Genomic DNA, 19064 nt, shown 5'->3' on the forward strand with positions numbered 1-19064 from the left:
GTTGACATTCTACATCGCTCGCGCGGCGCCGCCCGGACGGGGCGCCACGTCGGAGCCCAGCAAGGCATCGTCCTCGTGTTCGGGCAGCGCCAGGCGGTCGAGCCCTCGCGCCATGAACCGGCGACACGCGGCGGCAGGGCGCGGATCGCCGTCCTCGGCTCCCCATCGTGCGGAGCGCGCCAGCAGCGCCGCGGCCATGCAGCGAGCCAGAGTGAAGGCCAGCCCGCGCGCCGAGGCTTCCAGCGCCGCCCGGTCGGCGGCGACGTCGGCGAGCAGGGATTCTGCCGCATCGAGCGCGGTGACAATGGCCGCCCGTTCCGGTGGGTCTCCTGGCAACAGCGCGTCCACCGCCTGACGCAAGGGTGCGAGCCCACCCGAAAGCGCGCGCAGCATGTCCAGCGAAAGGACGTTCGTGGTGCCCTCCCAGATCGCGTACACCTGCGCGTCGCGCAGCAACTGCGGCAGTCCGGTGTCTTCGATGTACCCGGCGCCGCCGAAGCATTCGAGCGCTTCGGAGACGACGCGGATCGATACCTTCGCCGTCCACAGCTTTGCCAGGGGCGTCAGCAGGCGGAGCAGGGCCACTTCGTGCGCCTCGGCATGGCCGCGTTCCGTCCGGCCCAAAAGCTCCGCGACGTAGAAGGTCAATGAGAATGCCGCCTCGTAGTCGGCTTGCATGTCGGCCAACGTGCGCGCATGCAAGGGATGCTCGATGAGACGCCGACCGAAGGCATCGCGACGCAGCGCGTAATCACGCGCCAACGCGACGGCGCGAGCCATGCTCGCCACGGCGCAGACGGCGTTCCAGGTGCGCGTCACGTTGAGCATCGGCGCGATCTGGCGAACGCCATGATCGAGCGGGCCGACCGGCGTAGCCGGCAGGCCATCGAGATGAATCTCCGCAGTGGGCAGTTCGTGCGTGCCGAGCTTCTTTTTCAGGCGATCGATGGCGATGCCTCGCCAGGCGCCGTTCTCGTCCTTGGTCTCCACGTAGAACAAGGCCAGCGCTGCGGTACCGGTGCCCGCGCCCTCCGGTCGTGCCAGCGCCAACGCCGCTTCGCCCACCACCGCTGAGCTGAACCACTTGCGCCCATACAGACGCCACTGGCCGTGTTCGTCGCAACGCGCCACCGTTTCCGTGCGGCCCACATCGGAGCCGCCCGGCGTTTCGGTCATCCACTGACCCGAGAGCCAGAACGTCGCCGGATCGCGGCTCAAGAAGTGCGGCAGCGCACGCTCGATGAGCGCGGCATCGCCGGACGCGCGCAGCGCGGTGGCGGCGCCGTCCGTCATCGCCAATGGGCAGCAATAGAACTCGCTGGCGACGTGATACAGGTAAACGCGCGCAAATGCTTCCACGCGCGCCCAGGGTGAGTCGGCGTGTCCGGCTGCGAGCACAGCGTGCCGGGTGGTGATGCCGGGTCCTTCTTCCCAGGCGGGCGTCAAGGCGATCCGATCGACGCGCGCTCCCCAGGCGTCCCATTGCGTGAGGATCGGTTCGCTGCGTGGCGTGCGACCACGGCGCTCCCATGCCATGAGGGCGTAGTCGCCCAGTGCTTCAAGATCCGGGCGTGTCGCCGCCAGGCGCTCGGGCGGCAAGGTGTGGCGCAGCCACGCGTTGAGGGTGCGGTCGGCATGAAAGGGATGCGTCAATTGCGGCGCGTCCTGCACAAAACCCATGGTGGCGTCCTCGGCATCGATCACAGGCATCTAGCGTGCCTGCCTGTCCGGCATCCGTCGATACGCTGCGCAACATGCCCACGGTGACGGAAACCTGGGCGGGCCCTAGCTCCGACGGCGGACGCCAACGCCAAGCGTGCCGATTAGCAGGAGCGTGAGCGCGATCTCGATCCATGCCAGCCAGCGATCGCTCGTGGAACTCCATGCCTCGGAGACGCCATGGCAGAAGTAGAACAGGGCGAGGATGCCGACCCAGAGCAGCGCGCGCGTGACGTTCGGTAGCGACAGCAATGGCAGCAGCAGCGGCGGCACGCTGAGGGCGAGGGCGACCCAGGTCGGAATCGACACTGGCGGATACAGCGCGTACCAGAGTGCCTGCAATACGAGCAGCGCCGCCCAGGCGGCCAGTCCAATGCGCTGCGTGCGCGTCGCGGCGAGGCTCACGCGCCGGGCCCCAGGCGTCGTGCGACGTCGGCGAGGCGTCGACCGAGCGCGCGCGCCAGGTCGCGCTCGTGTTCGCTGACGGGATGGTCGCCGCGCGCGCCCGCCAGATGGCTGGCGCCGTAAGGCGTGCCGCCGGTGGTCGTGCTGCTGAGGCCCGGCTCGGTATACGGAATGCCGACGATCAGCATGCCGTGGTGAAGCAGGGGCAGCGCCATCGACAGCAATGTGGCTTCCTGACCGCCATGCATCGAACTGGTGGACGTGAACACGGCAGCGGGCTTGCCGGCCAGCGCACCGGATGCCCACTCCGCTCCGGTCGTGTCGAGGAAGTGTTTCAGTGGCGCCGCCATGTTGCCGAAGCGCGTGGGGCTGCCCATGGCGAGGGCGACGCATTCGACGAGGTCGTTGCGCGATGCATAGGGCGCGCCTTCTTCCGGTTCCGGCGGGATGACCGTTTCCGTCACCGGCGCCACGGGCGGCACCTGGCGCAGCCGTGCCCGCATGCCGGGCACTTCTTCCACGCCGCGAGCGATGAACCGGGCGAGTTGGGCGGTGTGACCGCTACGGCTGTAGTAGAGTACGAGGACGTCGTGGGACATGGATGGCCGCCTTTGCGAAGGCGCTAGTCTCGCAGAACCGCCACGCGTTCCCAATCGTTCGGGATCTTACGAGGATGGACATGCCGCTGCGCATCGATCGCGACCGCGCGCTCAGCTTCACGCGCTTCACCTGGCTTCGCTTTCTCGACGACAAGTGCTTCGAGACGGCCGGTGCACTCTCCTACACCACGCTGGTATCGCTGGTGCCGCTTACTGTGGCGATCTTCGCGATCCTCTCCGCCTTTCCCGTTTTCGCAGAGTGGCGTGGCGCGCTGGCGAACTACGCCTTCCAGAATTTCGTGCCGGCCACGGGCATGAAGGTGCAGGAATACATGCTGGCCTTTGCCGACAAGGCCAGCCAGCTCACCGGCATATCGATCCTGGTGATGCTGTTCAGCGCCGTGTCGATGATGATCAGCATCGAGGACCGGCTCAACCGCATCTGGCGCGTGCGCAAGCCGCGCGGGTGGACCTCCCGCCTGCTGCTCTACTGGGCGGCACTCACCCTGGGCCCGATCCTGGTGGTGGGCGGGCTGGCCCTGTCGTCGTACATCGCCGCGTTTCCGCTGCTGCACGAGGCCGCCGATCAGCTGGTCACGCAGAGTCGCCTGCTGAACCTGCTGCCGTTCGTGATCACCTTCGTCACGCTGATCCTCATGTACACGATGGTGCCGAATCGCCGCGTGTCCTGGCGGCACGCGGCCATCGGCGCATTCCTTGGGGCGATCCTCTTCGAGTTCGCCCGCTGGGGCTTCGCCGAGTTCATCCGCAACTCGCCCAATTACGAGGAGATCTACGGCGCACTGGCGGCCATTCCGATCTTCCTGCTGTGGATATACCTGTCGTGGATCATCGTGATCCTGGGGGCTTCCATTTCGGCGTCGATCTCGGCGTTCGAGTACACCGTGCCGCACGAGGCGCTACCCGAGGGTGCCGAATTCATCGGTCTGCTCGTCGTGCTCCAGCACTTCGTCACCGCGCAGCGCACGGGTGAAAGCGTCGATCCCGCCACAGTGCGCTTGCGCGAGCCGTACCTGCCGTCCAGCGCGATCGCATGTTATTTCGACGACCTGCAGCGTGCGGACATGATCCAGCGTGGCGAAGCCGGTGGCTGGCTGCTCAGTCGCAGCCTCGATGCCACCGAACTGCTGCGTGTCTACCGCTGCACCCAGTACCGGCTTCCGCTGCATCCGCGTGAACAGGTGGAGCGGCTCGGCATCGCACTTCCCCAGGAGCTGCTCGGCTTGTTGGATAATCTCGCCGCTGCGCTCGGCGCTACGCTCGGCGCGCGCCTCGACCGGTTGTTTCCACCCCCGTCGGTCCCCGTCCCCACCGAGGATACCCCCGCATGATCCGCCGCTTGCTCGCCGCCGCCGCTCTCGCCGTTTCGTTGCCGGCGATCGCCGCGACGGCCGCGACTCCCGAACTCAAGGTCACCACGCTGGACAACAAGCCCTTCGACCTTGCCGCGCAGCGCGGCAAGTGGGTTGTGGTGAACTACTGGGCGACCTGGTGCGTGCCGTGCATCAAGGAAATGCCGGACATCTCCAACTATGTGAAGGGTCACAAGGATGTCGTTGCGATCGGCCTCGCTTTCGAGGACACCGACGCGAAGGACATCGTCGCGTTTCTCGACAAGCATCCTGTCGCGTATCCGATTGCGCAGGTGGACGTCACGGCGCCGCCGAAGGATTTCGATCCGCCCAAGGGTCTGCCTACCACGTATCTGATCGCGCCCGATGGGCATGTGGCGCAGCGCTTCGTCGGTCCCATCACCGCGGCGAAGCTCGACGAGGCCATCGCCAAGGGGAAATGACATGCATGCCGTGCGATTCGTGGTGAGAGGCAAGGTGCAGGGCGTGTTCTTCCGCGCTTCCACTCGCGAACGCGCGCTCGCGCTGGGGCTCACGGGCCATGCGAGAAACTTGCTCGACGGCAGTGTCGAAGTGGTGGCGTACGGGAACGCCACGTCGATCGACCAACTCGAGGTATGGTTGCACGATGGTCCACCCTCGGCGGAGGTGAACGAGCTTTACCGCGAGGAACTCGGCGTTCACGACGCGCCGACCGATTTTCGTGTGAGCTAGATCGTCGGGCGCCGGATACGACCCCGGCGCGCGATGGCAACGCGCCGCATCAGGGGCCGGTCGCGTTCGCGGGGCGTGCCGTCAGCGTCACCGGCACCTTGCTGCCATCGGACAGCGCGAACGTCACCGACACCGCATCGCCCGGTTTCACCGGGTGTTTTGCCTGCATCAGCATCACGTGGTAGCCGCCGGGCGCAAAGGTGACCTTGCCGCTCGGCGGAAGAGGGACGCTGTCCACCATCTCCATGCGACCCATGCCGCCTTCCGTGCTGCTGCGATGGATCATCGCGTCGGCATAGTCGGGGCTGCTCGCGCTCACGATCGACACAGCGCGGTCGGTTTCATTCCGGAGCGTGACGTAGCCACCCGCCGGCAGGTTGCCCGGGAGCACGCGGACCCAGCCGTCGCTGGCGACGACGGTCGCCGGCTCCGCGGCGTATACGGTGCCGCTGGCGAGCAGCGCACATGTGAGAAGCGATCGAAACATCAGGGCTGAGCCTCCATGGACGTGAGCAGGTGCAGGTCGTGCACGATATCGTCTTGCGCTGCGGATGGCGTCGCAAGCAGCCGCGCCTTGCCTTGGCCGTCGAAGATATAAATCGCGGAGCTGTGGCTCACTTCGTAGTTGCCGTCGCCCCGATCCGGCTCGCGGGTGAAGGCGGAGCGGTATCGTTTCGCGAGTGCCTCCACGTCGGCATTGGAACCCACCAAGCCGACCGCGCGCTTGTCGAAGGCATTGACGTAGTCGTGCATGATCGCGGGTGTGTCACGCGCCGGATCGACGCTGACAAAGAGGATGCGCACGCGATCCGCTGGCGCACCCAATCGATCGAGTATCACGTGCAACTGGGTCAGGGTCAGCGGGCAGACGTCGGGGCAATGCGTGTAACCGAAGTACATCAGAACCACCTTGCCCTTGAAATCTGCGCCGGTGACCGGCTTGCCGTTGTCGTCGGTCAGGCGGAAGTCGAGGTCCGGAAGATGGCCGGACACGTCCGTGAGCCGCCATTCGGGCTGCGGCTCGCGCTGGCAGGCGCCCAGCACGGCGATGGCGACGAGGGCGAACAGGCCCAGCAGGGCCCGGCGGCAGGTGGATGACTTCATGCGACACTCCGCGGGATATCCTGCGAAGGATACGCCACCCATGCCGGCGATCCGGCACACCTGTCGAGGAAATCCGCGCATGCGACACCGTGTCAGTAACGCCACCGCTGCGCTCGTTGGTGCCGCTGGCGCCACCGCCGTGGCCTTCGGCGCCTTCGGTGCGCACGCCCTGCGCAACACGCTGGACGCGTCTGCGCTGGCGACGTGGCACACGGGCGTGGAATACCATTTCTGGCACGCGCTGGCCCTGCTGGCGACATGTCTTCTGCCCGCGAGCCGTGCCCGTCAGGTCGCCCAAGGCGGCTTTGCGTTGGGCATCCTGTTCTTTTCCGGAAGCCTGTATGCGCTGGCGCTCGGGGCGCCGCGCTGGTTTGGACCCGTCACGCCGTTGGGCGGCGTGGCATTCATTGTGGGCTGGCTTGCGCTCGGCTTCGCGCTAAGGGCAAACCGCGACTGAAGGCGCTCCCGTGGCTGGCGACTCTTGTAGGAGCCGCCATGGCGGCGAGGAAAGCTTGCCTCGATCGCTGGCGATACGCACGTCATTCGTCGGGATCGTCCACCGGATCGACCTTCTTCGACTTCAGGCGTCCGCTGCGGCGAAGCGCGTCGCGCAGTACGTATTCGATCTGCGCGTTGAGCGAGCGCAGCTCGTCCTCGGACCATGCCTGCATGGCATCGAGAACGGCTGCGCTGATGCGCAAGGGGTAGGCTTTTTTCTCGGCCACGCGTTCAGCTGTACAGTGTGCCGGCGTTGACGACCGGTTGCGTGGCGCGATCGCCGCAGAGTACGACCAGCAGATTCGACACCATCGCGGCCTTGCGCTCTTCGTCGAGTTCCACCACGCCTTGCGCACGCAGTTGATCCAGCGCCATGGCCACCATGCCGACGGCGCCTTCCACGATGCGTTCCCGCGCCGCCACGATGGCATTCGCCTGCTGGCGTTGCAGCATCGCCTGGGCGATTTCCTGTGCGTAAGCAAGATGGCTGATACGCGATTCGATCACTTGCACACCGGCCTTCTGCAGACGCGCCTCGATTTCCTGACGCAGATGATTGTTCACTTCGTCGCCGTGGCTGCGGAGCGACACCTTGCTGTCGTCGTGAGCGTCATAGGCATAGCTCTGCGCCATCTGCCGCAGCGCCGACTCGCTTTGGATCTGCACGAAGTTCTCGTAGTCATCGACGCAGAAGACGGCTTCCGCGGTGTCCACCACCTGCCAGACCACAATGGCCGCGATCTCGATCGGATTGCCGTCGTTGTCGTTGACCTTCAGCCGGCTGCTTTCGAAGTTGCGCACGCGCAGGCTGACCGGTCGCCGTGTGTAGAACGGGTTGGTCCAGCGCAGGCCTTCCCTGCGTTCGGTACCGGCGTATTTACCGAACAACTGCATCACCTGGCCCTGGTTCGGCTGGACCTGGAAAAACCCCTTGATGAGAAACGCAACGACCGGAATGAGCACGACGCCGCTGGCGGCGAAGGGACTGCGTTCAAACGTGCCCAGGTACAGCGATGCGCCCGCGGCCAGCAGGATCAGGACAAGCAGCACGACGGCGGTGGGAATACCCGGCAGCGAGGCGGCGGGACGTTCGTTCATGGCGATGTGACCCCTGGGTTGGTGGAGTCATTTGATATCAAATCGATATCACTATCAAGTACCGTCAGGGCGCGCCCCGTCCGCCGCCTACCGGGGCACCGGCGTCGCTCGGTCCTGGCAGATCGATGAGATTCGAACCTGGGATGGCGCGCTCGATCCGGATATTCCCCAACGAGTTCATGGCGGCGAAGAAGCGCCATGGTTCACCCGCGCCCGTACCCAGCGCGATGTGGGTCGAATCGAAGCGGCGTTGAGCAGAATCGAAACTGATCCAGCGATGGTCGATCCATGCCTGGGTCCAGGCATGCGGTACGAAAACCCGCGACGCGCCGCCCATCCGCTCGGCATACACGATGCCGGTGACGACGCGCGCAGGAATGCCGACGGCTCGCGCCAGGGCGGTCAGCAGCACCGCATGTTCGGTGCAGTCACCCCGTCGCGTCTGCAAGGTCTCCAGCGCGGAGGCGTAGCCCACGTCGAGGCCTTTGGCATCGATGTAGTCGGAGAGGAAGGAGCGTAGGCGCCGCATCTTCTGCAGGTCGGTTTGCGCATCGCCGACCACGCGTTTGGCGAAGGCGACAAGGTCCGGATCGGCGGATTGCACCCAGGCGTTGGGCGCGGTGTCTTCCGGCAACGGACCGGGCTCGTCGCCGTGGCGCATGCCGAAACCGACGTCCACGACGTAGATACCGTCGCCGAGAGGGCGGACCAACTGCTCATCGGTATTGATGAACGGGTTCGGCTGCGAGCCGCGTACGGAGATCGTGTAGCGGACCGGTACCGAGCGCAGCGCGAGGACCATGGGACGCGGCGACGTCACCATCGCCGCGCGGAGCATATCGATGTCCTGGTCGGGCGCCTGCGCGCAGACGGCGTCGCAGGCTGCCATCTCCAGACGGAAGCCGAGCAGCGGTGCGAGGCTGCGCTGGATGAAGCCCTCGTCGTCGACCCATACGTCCACGGCGCGATCGTCCGGTGCGTTCGCGATTGCCTGCCGGATATGGTGCAGCCGCACGCGGGCTCCGTCGGGCATGTCGACCATGTCGTCGCCCACCACTGTGACGTCCACGTCCGCCACCTGTTGCCTGACCGAATCGAAGTTGCGCAGGCGGTAGGTCGTGCCCGGTTTGAAGCCGTGATCCTTCATGACGAGGCGCTGGCCTTCCGCCAGCGTGGCGCCCGTGGGCCAGATCAACAGGTTGATCTTCGACTGACCGCCAACGGTATTGGCGACCTGGAACGTGCCGTCGGGGCGGACCTCGCCCGTGGCCAGATTCTCCTGCGTCGACATGCGCGTGCTTGCGTAGAAACCGAGCGGCCTGCCGGCGGTCGACTCGGTCGAACGCAACTCCGTGCGCAGGGCGAGGGGCGTCTTGGCGCGGGTCATGCGGAAGTCGAGCACCTGCCGGGTGACGACCTGGTCCCCCTCCGCTTGCCGGTCGATACGCAGGCTGCCGACCTTGCGGCCGTCCAGAAGGACGGTCATCCAGCGCTCCTGGGCCAGGACGGCCGACGGAATCGCGCACAGTACGGCGAGGACGACAAGAAAGCGTCTCATGAGCGTACTTCCGGATTTTGGGGACGCTGCCATCACACCACTTTGGCGCCGCCAGTCAAGTACTTCTTTGGTCAGGTGGGGCGTGCCTCTAGAATGACGTTCCCCCTTATTCCGGACCCCGCGCATGAAGACCTTCGGCACGCCGCATTCCCCTACCGCGCTCAAGGTGCTCCTGCTGGGCTCCGGCGAGCTGGGCAAGGAGGTGGCCATCGAGCTGCAGCGCTTTGCCGTGGAGGTCATCGCCGTCGATCGTTACGCGAACGCACCCGCCATGCAGGTGGCGCATCGTAGCCACGTCATCGACATGCTCGACGGCGCTGCGCTGCGTGCGTTGATCGAACAGGAAAAGCCGGACCTCGTCGTGCCGGAGATCGAGGCGATCCACACCGCCACGCTGGTCGAGATGGAGAAGGACGGCCTGAAGGTCGTGCCGACCGCCAAGGCGGCGTGGCTGACCATGAATCGCGAAGGCATCCGTCGGCTCGCTGCCGAAGAACTCGGGCTGCCCACGTCGCCGTACCGCTTCTGCGACACGCACGAGGCGTTTCTCGATGCCGTGGCGGAGCTGGGTACGCCGTGCGTGGTGAAGCCGGTGATGAGCTCGTCCGGCAAGGGGCAGAGTGTCGTGCGTTCCGCCGCCGATGCGGATGCCGCCTGGGAGTATGCGCAATCAGGCGGCCGCGCCGGCAAGGGCAGGGTGATCGTCGAGGGCTTCATCGACTTCGACTACGAGATCACTCTCCTCACCGTGCGCCATCGCAACGGTGTGTCCTTCTGCGCGCCGATCGGCCATCGCCAGGAAGACGGGGACTATCGCGAATCGTGGCAGCCGCAACCGATGAGCGACGCGGCGCGTGCCGCGGCCGAGAAGCAGGCCGATGCCATCACGACGGCGCTCGGGGGCTGGGGCGTGTTCGGCGTCGAGTTCTTCGTGCGCGGCGACGAAGTGATCTTTTCCGAGGTCAGTCCGCGTCCGCACGATACCGGTCTGGTCACGCTCATCTCGCAGGATCTTTCGGAGTTCGCGTTGCATGCGCGAGCCATTCTGGGGCTGCCCGTGCCGGAGATCCATGCGTTTGCACCTGCCGCCTCCTGCGCCGTGCTGGTGGAGGGCGAAGGACTCGCACCGACCTACCACGGCGTGGCCGATGCGCTCGCCGAAACCGGCACGATGCTTCGCATCTTCGGTAAGCCGGAGGTGCGCGGTCGCCGACGCATGGCGGTGACGCTGGCGCGCGCGGCGACGGTCGAAGAGGCGCTGGAGAAGGCCAAGCGGGCGGCGAGCCGCATCCGGGTGGAACTCTAGCGGCCAGGGGTGCTCTACAACGAGCGTTCACGCCCGAATGTTAAGCTCCCTCGCTCCTATGGACGATCGAATCTCATGAGCGGACGCAGAGACAGCCACGACCGCGACGCGCGCGGTCGCACCGAACCCACGCTCGGACGGCTCGACGACCTCGACAAGCCGGCAACGCCGCCCGACGACGGTCTGCCGCACATCGTGGTCGACGCGCCGCGCCGTCCCACAGGTGCCCGACCGCCTGCGTCCCCGCGGGGGCCGCGCAAACGCGGTTGGCTGATTCCTCTGCTGGTGCTGGCGTTGATCGGCGTGCTCACCGGTCTCTGGTTGCAGCAGGATCGGTTGCGCAATCTGGTTCCTGCCACCGAGCTCAACGACACACTCGCGCAGGCCAATCGCGCGCTCGCCGACGGTCGTCTCGACGGCACCGCGGGCGACAGCGCGCGCGAACTGTTCGAAAAGGCGCGCGACCAGCAGCCGGACAGCGACCAGGCGCGCGACGGTCTGCGTCGCGTGGGCCAGGCCGAAGTAGCGCGGGCCGATGCAGCGTTGGAAGCCGGACGCCTCGACGAAGCCGAGGCGGCGCTCAACGTCGCCCGCGAATTGCTCGGCGGCGGCAGCGATGTGGAACGGTTGAGCCAACGACTCTCTCAGGCGCGCAATCCGCAAGGTCGCACCGAATCCCTGATCGATCAGGCGCAGCAGGCCTTTGCGGCGGGCCATCTGGACGGCGACGACGGCGCGGGTGCGCTGTACCGGCGCGTACTCGACGCGGACAAATCCAATGCGGTCGCGGCACGCGGTCTCGACAAGGTCGGCGATGCGCTCGCCGCGCAGGCTCGCCAGGCCATTGCCTCCAACGACAAGGCCAAGGCCAATGCGCTGGTGGATCGCATCGCCATCCTGGTGCCCGGCTACGGCGATCTGCCTTCGCTCCGCGCGGCCCTGGCGGAAACGAGGAAGCAGGACGACCAGGCCGTCAACACGCTGATCCAGCAAGGCAACGATGCGATGCGCGAGGGGCGCTTCACGGGCGACGGCGACGACAACGCACTGGCGCGTTTCCGTGCGGCGCTCGCCGCCGATCCCGACAACGCCGAAGCGAAGGCGGGACTCGGGCGCGTAGCGCAGGCATTGATCGTCCAGGCCAATGCCGCGATCGACAGCGAAGACGACGATCAAGCGAATCGCCTGCTCGATCAGGCCGCGAAGCTCGCACCGAAGTCCGCCGAATTGGCCGCCGCGCGAGCACGCATCGCTGGCGGTGAAACCAAGGCCCCTGCATCGAACGATGGTGTGCATGTGGCTGGCGACGACGCGGCGCCCGAAGCATCGCTGGCCGTCAGCCCCGAACAGAAGGCGCGGGTTGCCGACCTCGTGCGTCGTGCGCAGGCGGCCGCATCGCGTGGCGACATCATGGATCCGCCGGGCGACAGCGCGTACGACCTTTACCGCAATGCCTTGTCCATCGACGGCAACGACCCGGCCGCGCGTGCCGGTCTGCAGGGGCTTCCGACGCAGGTGGAGAAGCAGATGCAGCAGGCGGTCGCGAACGGCAACGTGCAGCGCGCCGAGAACCTCTTCGCGACGCTCGCCGATCTCGCGCCCGGCGACACCTCGCAAGCCGACATGCGCCATCGCCTCGGCAGTGCCTGGATCGACAACGCCCTGCAACGCGCGTCGCAAGGCGATCGGACGGGCGCGTTCCAGGCGCTCGATCATGCACGTCGCTACGTGCCCAACGACCCGCGCCTGCAAAGCGCCTACGAACGTATTGCGACGGGTCGTTGAGCGAGCGGGCGCCGATACTGGTCATCGGGGCATCCGGCCAGATCGGCCGGTTCCTGCTGCCGCGACTGGATGATCTCGGGCTCGACTACCTTGCCGTGAGCCGCGACCCACCACCCGGCGATCCGCGCTGGATCTCAGGCGCGCTGCCGGACGCGATGCCGCCACTGCCGCCGTTGCGCGCCGTGATCTGCCTCGGTCCGCTGGATCACTTGGCGCCCTGGCTGTCGGCAACGCGGCTCGCGGGTACGCCGCACGTCATCGCAACCTCGTCGATGAGCGCCGAGACCAAGCGCGATTCCGAGGTGCCCGCCGAGCGCGATCTGTCGCGGCGATTACGGGATGCCGAAACCAAGACCATCGCCACCTGCGCGTCGCGCGGCATGCCGTGGACGGTGTTCCGCCCCACGCTGATCTACGGCGCGGGTGTGGACAAGAGCCTGACGCCGGTCGTGCACGCTGCACGCCGACGTCGGCTGTTCCCGCTCCCTGCAGGCCGTGGGCAACGCCAGCCGGTGCACGCGGAAGACATTGCGGCAGCGGTCGTGGCGGCGCTTTCGTCGCCTCTGGCTGCACAGGGACGCACCTTTCCCATCGGCGGCGGCGAACGGATGAGCGCGGCGGAGATGTTCAGGCGTGTTCGGCGCAGCGCGGGCGTCTTCACGCTGCCGGTGCCCGTGCCTCGCGTGGCGCTGGACCTGGCCGGCTGGCTATCCCCGACGCTGCGCGGGCCCATTCATCGCCTCGATAGCGACCTGATCGCCGACAATCGCGAACTGGAGCGGTGCCTGGACGTCCATGCGCGCGTCTTCCAGCCCACGCCAGAGACGTGGCTTACGCCACGATGAGCCAAGCCGCCATCGCCTTGCCAGCATCCGTTCAGATCGGCGCCGGGCGACTGCCCCTATCATCCCCGCACGTATTCTTCCCCAGGACCTCCCCGCGTTGGCCTTCCTGAATCGCCTCGGCTCCCTTCTGCGCGCCAGCTGGCCCTGGCTGCGTATTCCCTTCTGGCTGCTGATGGGGCTGGTGTTCGGCTTCCTCCTGCCGTACACCCTGATCCTCAACGCACGCCTGCAGGATCGCTTCAACGATCTCGTCTTCGCGGTGCCCACGCGCGTCTACGCGCGCCCGCTGCCGCTGGCGCAAGGCCTGCCGATGACCCCGGCCGCGTTGGAGCTGGAACTGACCTTTGCCGGGTACACGACCGAAGGCGGCGGCAAGATTCAGGGCAGCTATTCGAAGAACGGGTCGCGCTTCCTCATCGCGTCCCACGGCTACGCCGGTCCCGATGGCGGCGAGTTGCCGCATCGCATTCGAGTCGCGCTGTCCGACGGGCAGGTCGCCTCGGTCGTCGACGACACCAACGGCAATCCGATCAAGTCGATCCACCTCGATCCCGCGCGCATCGCCACCTTGTACGGCGCGCAGCAGGAAGAACGCCGCATTGTTCGCCTCGACAACGTACCGCCTCTGCTCGTGCAGGGTCTGCAAGCCGTCGAGGATCGCGATTTCAAGAACCACATCGGTCTCGATTTCTCGGCCATCGCGCGCGCCTCGTTCGCCAACCTCCGCGCGGGACACACGGTGCAGGGCGGCTCGACGCTCACCCAGCAGCTCGTGCGCAACCTGTTCCTCGATCGCAGCCAGAACATGCTGCGCAAGGTCAACGAGGCGATCCTCTCGCTGCTGATGGAAGCGCACTATTCGAAGGGGCGCATCCTCGAGGCGTATGTCAACGAGGTCTTCCTCGGTCAGCAAGGCAACCAGGCGGTCCATGGTTTCGCCGCAGGTGGTGAGTTCTTCTTCGGTCGTCGCCTGGAAGACCTTCGCCCGCAGGAGATCGCTCTGCTGATCGGGTTGGTGAAGGGGCCGAGCTACTACGACCCGCGCCGCTATCCCGAGCGCGCGCTTGCCCGGCGCAATCTCGTGCTGCAGCAGTTCCACGACACCGGCCTGCTGGACGATGCGCAGACCAAGGCAGCGCAGGCGACGCCTCTCGGCATCGCGGCCAACGCGCAGTTGCCGCACAATCGCTTCCCGGCGTTCATGCAGTTGGTGCGCTCGCAGATCACCGCCGATTTCGACGAGGCGGCGCTGCGCGACGGTAGCCTGTCGATCTTCACGACCCTCGATCCGGCCGCGCAGCTCTATACCGAGCAGGCGATCCTCAGCACCATGAAGTCGCTCGGTAAGCGCGGGGCTGCCGCGCAGGCGGCCGCCGTCGTCACCGACACCGGCAATGGCAGCGTGCTTGCCGTGGTGGGCTCACGCGATCCGGGCGACCAAGGCTTCAATCGCGCGCTCGACGCGCGCCGGCCCATCGGTTCGCTGGTGAAGCCCCTGGTTTACCTGGTGGCGCTCGCGCAGCCGTCGCGCTGGTCGCTGGCCTCGATCGTGGACGACACGCCGATCAACCTGCGCCAGCCAGACGGCACGATGTGGACACCGCAGAACGACGATCGCCAGATCCACGGACAGGTGCCGATGCTCGACGCGCTGGTCCATTCGTGGAACCTCGCCACGGTGAACCTGGGCCTTCAGGTGGGCCTGCCGCGCATCAAGGGCTTCCTGGAGTCGTTCGGGCTGGAAGACGTGAACCCGAGCCCGTCGCTACTGCTCGGCGCCATCGATCTCTCGCCGCTCCAGGTCGCCCAGCTGTACGAGTACATCGCTGCCGATGGCCATGCCTTGCCGCTGGTGGCAGTGCGCGGCGTGATGGATGCGAAGGGCCAGGCGATCAAGCGCTACGAGGTGAAGGGGGGCGACGGCGAGTACCAGACCGCCACGCGCCTCACGACCTGGGCCATGCAGCAGGTGGTCAACGGCGGTACCGCCGCGGCCATCGGCAATTCCGGGCTCTCTTGGCTGCATGCGGCCGGCAAGACGGGCACCAGCGATAGCCAGCGCGATAGCTGGTTCGCCGGATTCACCGGCGATCGCCTCGCCATCGTCTGGATGGGCCGCGACGACAACAAGCCCACGGGCCTCTACGGCGCCACCGGCAGCATGCGCGTCTGGCAGGAACTGTTCCGCAAGCTGCCGACGCGGCCGCTGTCCGCCGCGCCGGGCGAAGGGCTGGAAATGGCCTATGTGAACCCGCAGACCGGCAAGCGTACCGACCCGTCATGTGAGGGCGCCCGAGCATTCCCGTTCGTCTCGGGCTACGTGCCGGACGCGGAAGAGGGCTGTTTCTGGCAGCGAATCAAAGGTATGTTCGGCGGCGACGCCGAGCCCGCCGCGCCGGCCGTACCCAGTAATCCTACGGATTGACCCATGCATTACCTTCGTTTTTGCGCCCTCGCTGCCGTTACCGCCACGCTTGTCGCCGCCTGCAGCCAGCCATCGCCGCCGCAGGCCACCCGCCCCAGCAAGCCTACCTACGACATCGTCGCCCAGGTCCGTGCGGCGGGTGAAAGGGAGAAATCCGCCATCGAGGTCGCGCCGTTGCGCGACCCGGGTGTGCAGGGACTGGAGCATGCCGCGCAGTCCGACGAACGCGCCGGCAAGTACGACGACGCCGACGCCAAGCTGGTCCAGGCGTTGAAGCTGGCGCCGGATGCGCCGGAGCTGATCCAGGATCGCGCCGAGATCGCCATCCGCCGCCAGGATTACCCGCTGGCGGAGAAGCTGGCGAAGCAGTCGTTCGAGATGGGACCGAAGTCCGGCAGCCTGTGTGCCCGCAACTGGCAGACGATCGTCGAGATGCGCCTGCAGGCGAGCGATACCAACGGCGCCAACGCTGCCCGTGGCGAGCTGGCGAAGTGCCATATTGCCGGACCGAATCGGTTCTGATGTGCGCGAGGCCGCCAACGGCGGCCTCGCAGTCGTTCCATCCATGAGGGAAACACGACAGCGGCCAGGCCGCCGTCGTTATCTCAGCCGCGGATGGCGCGTCCGTGCTCGTGGACCGTGTCCACGAGCACCTTGACGGTATCCGGATCGACCTCGGGCGTGATGCCGTGGCCGAGGTTGAAGACGTGCCCCGGGTGGTTGCCAAAGGCATCCAGCACGGCACGCGCCTCGCGGGCGACCACGTCCGGCGACGCACGCAGCACGGACGGATCGAGGTTGCCCTGCAGCGCTACGCGATCGCCGACGCGGCGACGCGCTTCGCCGATGTCGAGCGTCCAGTCCACGCCGAGCCCGGCGCATCCCGTGTCGGCGAGCGCTTCGAGCTGTCCACCGGCGCCCTTCGAAAAGAGGATCACCGGCAGGTCGCGGCTGGCGGCATCGGCTTTCAGCGCGTCCACCACCTGCGCCATGTAGCGCAAAGAAAGCTCGCGGAACGGACCCGGGCCGAGCAGACCGCCCCAGGTGTCGAACACCATCAGGGCCTGCGCGCCGGCCTGTGCCTGCGCGATGAGATAGGCCGCCACGGCGCGAGCCACGGTATCCAGCAGACGGTGCGCGAGGGCGGGCTCGTTCCATGCGAGTGCCTTCACCCGCGCGAAGTCGCGCGAGCCTTCGCCTTCGACCATGTAGCAGGCGAGCGTCCACGGGCTGCCGGAGAACCCGATCAGCGGTACGCGACCGTCGAGTTCGCGGCGGATGAGGCGCACGGCGTCCATGACGTAGCGCAGTTCGCGATCCATGTCCGGTACGGCCAGTGCTTCGATGGCGGCGGCATCGCGCAGCGGACGCGCAAACCGCGGACCTTCGCCCTGCTCGAACGACAGGCCCAGACCCATGGCGTCGGGAATGGTCAGGATGTCCGAGAAGAGGATCGCGGCGTCCAGGTCGAAACGCGCGAGCGGTTGCAGCGTGACTTCGCAGGCGAATTCCGGGTGCGTCGCCAGGCCCATGAAGCTGCCCGCTTTCGCACGCGTGGCGCGGTATTCCGGCAGGTAGCGGCCCGCCTGGCGCATGACCCAGATCGGCGTCGTGTCCGTGGGCTCGCGGCGCAGCGCGCGGAGGAAGCGGTCGTTGCGGAGTTCAGCGGCCATGCGCCGACTCCTGTCCCTGGCTGAACATGACTTTGAAGCCTTTCTTGAGCTGTGCGTCGCGCGCCTTGGTGAAGGCGGCGATCGCGAGTTCGCGATCCACGAACACCTCGCGCTTGAGCATGGCCTTGCCGCCTTGCACGCCGGTTTCGCGGTACAGGGTCCACGCACCGAGCAGATCCTGTTCGAGCGTGATCTGGACGTAGCGGGGCGCTTCGGCGCCAGCGTCGGGCATGGTTTGCAGGTAGATCCGCATCTAAGGCGCCGTGGCGGGTGCAGGGCCGATCATTGTAGGGGCTTTGCCGGTGGCTTGCCTCGCACGCTTCGCCTAGGGTCTCACCAAGACGCCGAGCACGTCCTCGTCGCGCACGTGCGAGACGATCTCGGCCTTGCCGATACCGCGCCAGAGGATGAGGCGCAGGGTGCCGGCCGTGTTTTTCTTGTCCAGCCGCATCAGATCCAGCACGCGGCTTGCCGAATGCGTTCGCGACGGCTCGGTGGGCAGGCCAAGGCGTTGGAGCAGGGCGATCAGCCGCTGCGTGTCGGCAGCCGACGCCATGCCGAGACGTTCGGAAAGACGCGCGGCGAGGACCATGCCGATCGCCACGCCCTCGCCATGCAGGATCTCGCTGTAGTTGCCTGCGGTTTCGAGGGCGTGTCCAAAGGTGTGCCCGAGGTTGAGCAGGGCGCGCTCGCCCTGTTCGGTTTCATCGCGCGACACGACGCCCGCTTTGTAGCGGCATTTGCGCGCAATGGCGGCTACCAGGGGCGTGGCGTCGCGGCGGACGATGGCGTCGGCGTGGTCTTCCAGCCAAGCGAAGAAATCGGCATCGCCAATAGCGGCGCCCTTGACGATCTCGGCCAGCCCCGCCCTGAACTCGCGCTGCGGCAGCGTGTGCAACACATCGATGTCGGCGATCACACCGCGCGGCTGGTGGAACGCACCGGCGAGGTTCTTGCCGGCGGGCAGGTTCACGCCCGTCTTGCCGCCGACGGAGGAATCCACCATGGCAAGAAGCGTCGTGGGCACCTGGATGAAGTCGATGCCACGCATCCAGCAGGCGGCAGCGAATCCGGCGAGGTCGCCGACCACCCCGCCACCGAGGGCGATGACGCAGGCGTCGCGCGTAGCGCCGAGCTCACCCAGCGCTTCGAGTACCCGCCCGACGTTGGCAAACGTCTTGTGTGTCTCGCCATCGTCGATCAGGAAGGACGACCAATGAAGCCCGTCGAGCCCCTTCGCCAGCGCATCGAGATAGAGCGGCGCCACGGTGGTGTTGCTCACCACGAGCACGTGCTTCCCGCGGACGAGGGAGCGCCAGTGCGAGGCGTCGGCAAGGAGGCCCGGCCCGATACGTACCCTGTAGCTGCGCCCGGCGAGCGCGACGTCAACGATTTCGATCAACTGCGTTTCCATCCGTCTCGTTTCCAGTGGCGTTCGAGCAGAGCGATGGCGCGGGGCACCGCGTCATCCACGCTTTCATGGCGGCCGTGGAAGATCAGATCCGCCACGTCCTCGTAGAGTTGGGTACGGTGTTCGGCGAGGGCCCGCAGACGGGCGAGACGATCGGGGCCCGCGAGCAGCGGTCGCGCGGTGTCGTCGCGCAGGCGCTCCAGTTGCTCGTCGACATCGACGGCGAGCATGAGCACGGTGCCGCGCGACGCCAGCACCTCGCGGTTGCCCGCGTCCAGCACCGCGCCGGCACCGGTCGCAAGCACAAGCCCTTCGCGGCGGCTAAACTCGTCCAGGTGCGCGCATTCGTGGGCGCGAAACACCGCTTCGCCCTCACGTGCGAACAGGTCTGCGATCGGCATGCCGCAGCGGGCTTCGATCTCGACGTCGAGGTCCACGAACGGCAGGCCGTAATGCGCTGCGAGGCGCTGTCCGATCGATGTCTTGCCGGCCCCGGTGGGACCGACCAGGAAGAGGTTGGGCGAAGGATTCATCACCGTCATGCTAGCAAG

At 66.9% G+C, this 19064-nt stretch carries 21 protein-coding genes; 9 read left to right on the plus strand and 12 right to left on the minus strand.

The window, feature by feature from the left end; genetic code table 11:
- Positions 1 to 9 precede the first annotated feature (9 nt).
- The 3 genes from BT115_RS12380 to wrbA all read right to left on the minus strand — a co-directional run bounded on the left by BT115_RS12380 (position 10) and on the right by wrbA (position 2723).
- On the minus strand, positions 10 to 1680 hold the full coding sequence (locus tag BT115_RS12380; RefSeq protein WP_072323197.1) for an acyl-CoA dehydrogenase family protein: 1671 nt from the start codon (positions 1678 to 1680) through the stop codon (positions 10 to 12).
- Positions 1681 to 1785: 105 nt separating this feature from the next.
- Positions 1786 to 2124 (minus strand): DUF2069 domain-containing protein, encoded by a 339-nt coding sequence (locus BT115_RS12385; RefSeq protein WP_072322885.1) that lies wholly within the window; start codon positions 2122 to 2124, stop codon positions 1786 to 1788.
- Entirely contained in the window at positions 2121 to 2723 is a 603-nt protein-coding gene (wrbA, locus tag BT115_RS12390) for an NAD(P)H:quinone oxidoreductase (RefSeq protein ID WP_072322886.1), read from the minus strand. The genes BT115_RS12385 and wrbA overlap by 4 nt, the downstream gene beginning before the upstream one ends.
- Positions 2724 to 2803: 80 nt before the next feature.
- Between wrbA and BT115_RS12395 the strand changes: the two genes are divergently transcribed.
- From BT115_RS12395 to BT115_RS12405, 3 genes are read left to right on the plus strand one after another with little or no spacing between them, the layout of a single operon-like run.
- Positions 2804 to 4075 (plus strand): YihY family inner membrane protein, encoded by a 1272-nt coding sequence (locus BT115_RS12395; RefSeq protein ID WP_072322887.1) that lies wholly within the window; start codon positions 2804 to 2806, stop codon positions 4073 to 4075.
- A complete protein-coding gene (locus BT115_RS12400) occupies positions 4072 to 4539 on the plus strand; it encodes a TlpA family protein disulfide reductase (RefSeq protein ID WP_072322888.1) in 468 nt (155 codons plus the stop codon). The genes BT115_RS12395 and BT115_RS12400 overlap by 4 nt, the downstream gene beginning before the upstream one ends.
- 1 nt (position 4540) lies before the next feature.
- The gene (locus tag BT115_RS12405) at positions 4541 to 4810 is read left to right on the plus strand and encodes an acylphosphatase (RefSeq protein ID WP_072322889.1); all 270 of its coding nucleotides are present in this window, start codon (positions 4541 to 4543) and stop codon (positions 4808 to 4810) included.
- Positions 4811 to 4859: 49 nt separating this feature from the next.
- Here the strand turns inward: BT115_RS12405 and BT115_RS12410 are convergent, their stop codons facing one another.
- Positions 4860 to 5297 (minus strand): copper chaperone PCu(A)C, encoded by a 438-nt coding sequence (locus tag BT115_RS12410; protein ID WP_072322890.1) that lies wholly within the window; start codon positions 5295 to 5297, stop codon positions 4860 to 4862.
- Positions 5297 to 5914 carry an SCO family protein gene (locus BT115_RS12415; RefSeq protein WP_072322891.1) on the minus strand — a complete coding sequence of 206 codons (618 nt, stop codon included), beginning with the start codon at positions 5912 to 5914 and terminating at the stop codon, positions 5297 to 5299. Before BT115_RS12415 ends, BT115_RS12410 begins: the two co-directional genes overlap by 1 nt.
- 79 nt (positions 5915 to 5993) lie before the next feature.
- On the opposite strand from BT115_RS12415, the gene BT115_RS12420 reads away from it, so the two are divergent.
- Positions 5994 to 6371, plus strand: coding sequence for a DUF423 domain-containing protein (locus BT115_RS12420; RefSeq protein WP_072322892.1), 378 nt, complete (start codon positions 5994 to 5996; stop codon positions 6369 to 6371).
- An 82-nt stretch (positions 6372 to 6453) separates the two neighbouring features.
- On the opposite strand, the gene BT115_RS12425 is transcribed toward BT115_RS12420, so the two are convergent.
- The 3 genes from BT115_RS12425 to BT115_RS12435 form a co-directional block, all read right to left on the minus strand.
- Positions 6454 to 6639, minus strand: coding sequence for an Arc family DNA binding domain-containing protein (locus BT115_RS12425; protein WP_072322893.1), 186 nt, complete (start codon positions 6637 to 6639; stop codon positions 6454 to 6456).
- A 4-nt stretch (positions 6640 to 6643) separates the two neighbouring features.
- Positions 6644 to 7510 (minus strand): SPFH domain-containing protein, encoded by an 867-nt coding sequence (locus BT115_RS12430; RefSeq protein ID WP_072322894.1) that lies wholly within the window; start codon positions 7508 to 7510, stop codon positions 6644 to 6646.
- Between the two features lie 64 nt (positions 7511 to 7574).
- On the minus strand, positions 7575 to 9068 hold the full coding sequence (locus tag BT115_RS12435) for a transglutaminase-like domain-containing protein (protein ID WP_072322895.1): 1494 nt from the start codon (positions 9066 to 9068) through the stop codon (positions 7575 to 7577).
- Positions 9069 to 9192: 124 nt separating this feature from the next.
- On the opposite strand from BT115_RS12435, the gene purT reads away from it, so the two are divergent.
- The 5 genes from purT to BT115_RS12460 all read left to right on the plus strand — a co-directional run bounded on the left by purT (position 9193) and on the right by BT115_RS12460 (position 15951).
- A complete protein-coding gene (gene purT / locus BT115_RS12440) occupies positions 9193 to 10374 on the plus strand; it encodes a formate-dependent phosphoribosylglycinamide formyltransferase (protein ID WP_072322896.1) in 1182 nt (393 codons plus the stop codon).
- Positions 10375 to 10449: 75 nt separating this feature from the next.
- Positions 10450 to 12159, plus strand: a complete 1710-nt coding sequence (locus BT115_RS12445; protein WP_072322897.1) for a hypothetical protein — start codon at positions 10450 to 10452, stop codon at positions 12157 to 12159.
- Positions 12156 to 13004, plus strand: a complete 849-nt coding sequence (locus BT115_RS12450) for an SDR family oxidoreductase (protein ID WP_255369416.1) — start codon at positions 12156 to 12158, stop codon at positions 13002 to 13004. The genes BT115_RS12445 and BT115_RS12450 overlap by 4 nt, the downstream gene beginning before the upstream one ends.
- Positions 13005 to 13101: 97 nt before the next feature.
- Complete coding sequence (gene mrcB / locus BT115_RS12455; RefSeq protein WP_072322898.1) at positions 13102 to 15429, plus strand: penicillin-binding protein 1B; 2328 nt, start codon at positions 13102 to 13104, stop codon at positions 15427 to 15429.
- 3 nt (positions 15430 to 15432) lie between these two features.
- The gene (locus BT115_RS12460) at positions 15433 to 15951 is read left to right on the plus strand and encodes a hypothetical protein (RefSeq protein ID WP_072322899.1); all 519 of its coding nucleotides are present in this window, start codon (positions 15433 to 15435) and stop codon (positions 15949 to 15951) included.
- A gap of 83 nt (positions 15952 to 16034) precedes the next feature.
- On the opposite strand, the gene hemE is transcribed toward BT115_RS12460, so the two are convergent.
- The 4 genes from hemE to BT115_RS12480 form a co-directional block, all read right to left on the minus strand.
- Positions 16035 to 17102 carry a uroporphyrinogen decarboxylase gene (gene hemE, locus BT115_RS12465; RefSeq protein ID WP_072322900.1) on the minus strand — a complete coding sequence of 356 codons (1068 nt, stop codon included), beginning with the start codon at positions 17100 to 17102 and terminating at the stop codon, positions 16035 to 16037.
- The gene (locus tag BT115_RS12470) at positions 17092 to 17355 is read right to left on the minus strand and encodes a WGR domain-containing protein (protein WP_072322901.1); all 264 of its coding nucleotides are present in this window, start codon (positions 17353 to 17355) and stop codon (positions 17092 to 17094) included. Before BT115_RS12470 ends, hemE begins: the two co-directional genes overlap by 11 nt.
- A gap of 72 nt (positions 17356 to 17427) precedes the next feature.
- Positions 17428 to 18516 (minus strand): 3-dehydroquinate synthase, encoded by a 1089-nt coding sequence (gene aroB / locus BT115_RS12475; RefSeq protein WP_072322902.1) that lies wholly within the window; start codon positions 18514 to 18516, stop codon positions 17428 to 17430.
- Positions 18501 to 19046 carry a shikimate kinase gene (locus tag BT115_RS12480; RefSeq protein ID WP_072323199.1) on the minus strand — a complete coding sequence of 182 codons (546 nt, stop codon included), beginning with the start codon at positions 19044 to 19046 and terminating at the stop codon, positions 18501 to 18503. Before BT115_RS12480 ends, aroB begins: the two co-directional genes overlap by 16 nt.
- Between the last annotated feature and the right edge of the window lie 18 nt (positions 19047 to 19064).

Source organism: Luteibacter sp. UNCMF366Tsu5.1 (assembly GCF_900119235.1).
Classification (GTDB): Bacteria; Pseudomonadota; Gammaproteobacteria; order Xanthomonadales; family Rhodanobacteraceae; genus Luteibacter; species Luteibacter flocculans.

Coding starts and splice junctions, on each gene's coding strand:
- BT115_RS12380 (WP_072323197.1), bottom strand. CDS start 1,680: ATGGGTTTTGTGCAGGACGCGCCGCAATTGACGCATCCCTTTCATGCC.
- wrbA (WP_072322886.1), bottom strand. CDS start 2,723: ATGTCCCACGACGTCCTCGTACTCTACTACAGCCGTAGCGGTCACACC.
- BT115_RS12395 (WP_072322887.1), top strand. CDS start 2,804: ATGCCGCTGCGCATCGATCGCGACCGCGCGCTCAGCTTCACGCGCTTC.
- BT115_RS12400 (WP_072322888.1), top strand. CDS start 4,072: ATGATCCGCCGCTTGCTCGCCGCCGCCGCTCTCGCCGTTTCGTTGCCG.
- BT115_RS12405 (WP_072322889.1), top strand. CDS start 4,541: ATGCATGCCGTGCGATTCGTGGTGAGAGGCAAGGTGCAGGGCGTGTTC.
- BT115_RS12410 (WP_072322890.1), bottom strand. CDS start 5,297: ATGTTTCGATCGCTTCTCACATGTGCGCTGCTCGCCAGCGGCACCGTA.
- BT115_RS12415 (WP_072322891.1), bottom strand. CDS start 5,914: ATGAAGTCATCCACCTGCCGCCGGGCCCTGCTGGGCCTGTTCGCCCTC.
- BT115_RS12420 (WP_072322892.1), top strand. CDS start 5,994: ATGCGACACCGTGTCAGTAACGCCACCGCTGCGCTCGTTGGTGCCGCT.
- BT115_RS12430 (WP_072322894.1), bottom strand. CDS start 7,510: ATGAACGAACGTCCCGCCGCCTCGCTGCCGGGTATTCCCACCGCCGTC.
- BT115_RS12435 (WP_072322895.1), bottom strand. CDS start 9,068: ATGAGACGCTTTCTTGTCGTCCTCGCCGTACTGTGCGCGATTCCGTCG.
- purT (WP_072322896.1), top strand. CDS start 9,193: ATGAAGACCTTCGGCACGCCGCATTCCCCTACCGCGCTCAAGGTGCTC.
- BT115_RS12445 (WP_072322897.1), top strand. CDS start 10,450: ATGAGCGGACGCAGAGACAGCCACGACCGCGACGCGCGCGGTCGCACC.
- BT115_RS12460 (WP_072322899.1), top strand. CDS start 15,433: ATGCATTACCTTCGTTTTTGCGCCCTCGCTGCCGTTACCGCCACGCTT.
- hemE (WP_072322900.1), bottom strand. CDS start 17,102: ATGGCCGCTGAACTCCGCAACGACCGCTTCCTCCGCGCGCTGCGCCGC.
- BT115_RS12470 (WP_072322901.1), bottom strand. CDS start 17,355: ATGCGGATCTACCTGCAAACCATGCCCGACGCTGGCGCCGAAGCGCCC.
- aroB (WP_072322902.1), bottom strand. CDS start 18,516: ATGGAAACGCAGTTGATCGAAATCGTTGACGTCGCGCTCGCCGGGCGC.
- BT115_RS12480 (WP_072323199.1), bottom strand. CDS start 19,046: ATGAATCCTTCGCCCAACCTCTTCCTGGTCGGTCCCACCGGGGCCGGC.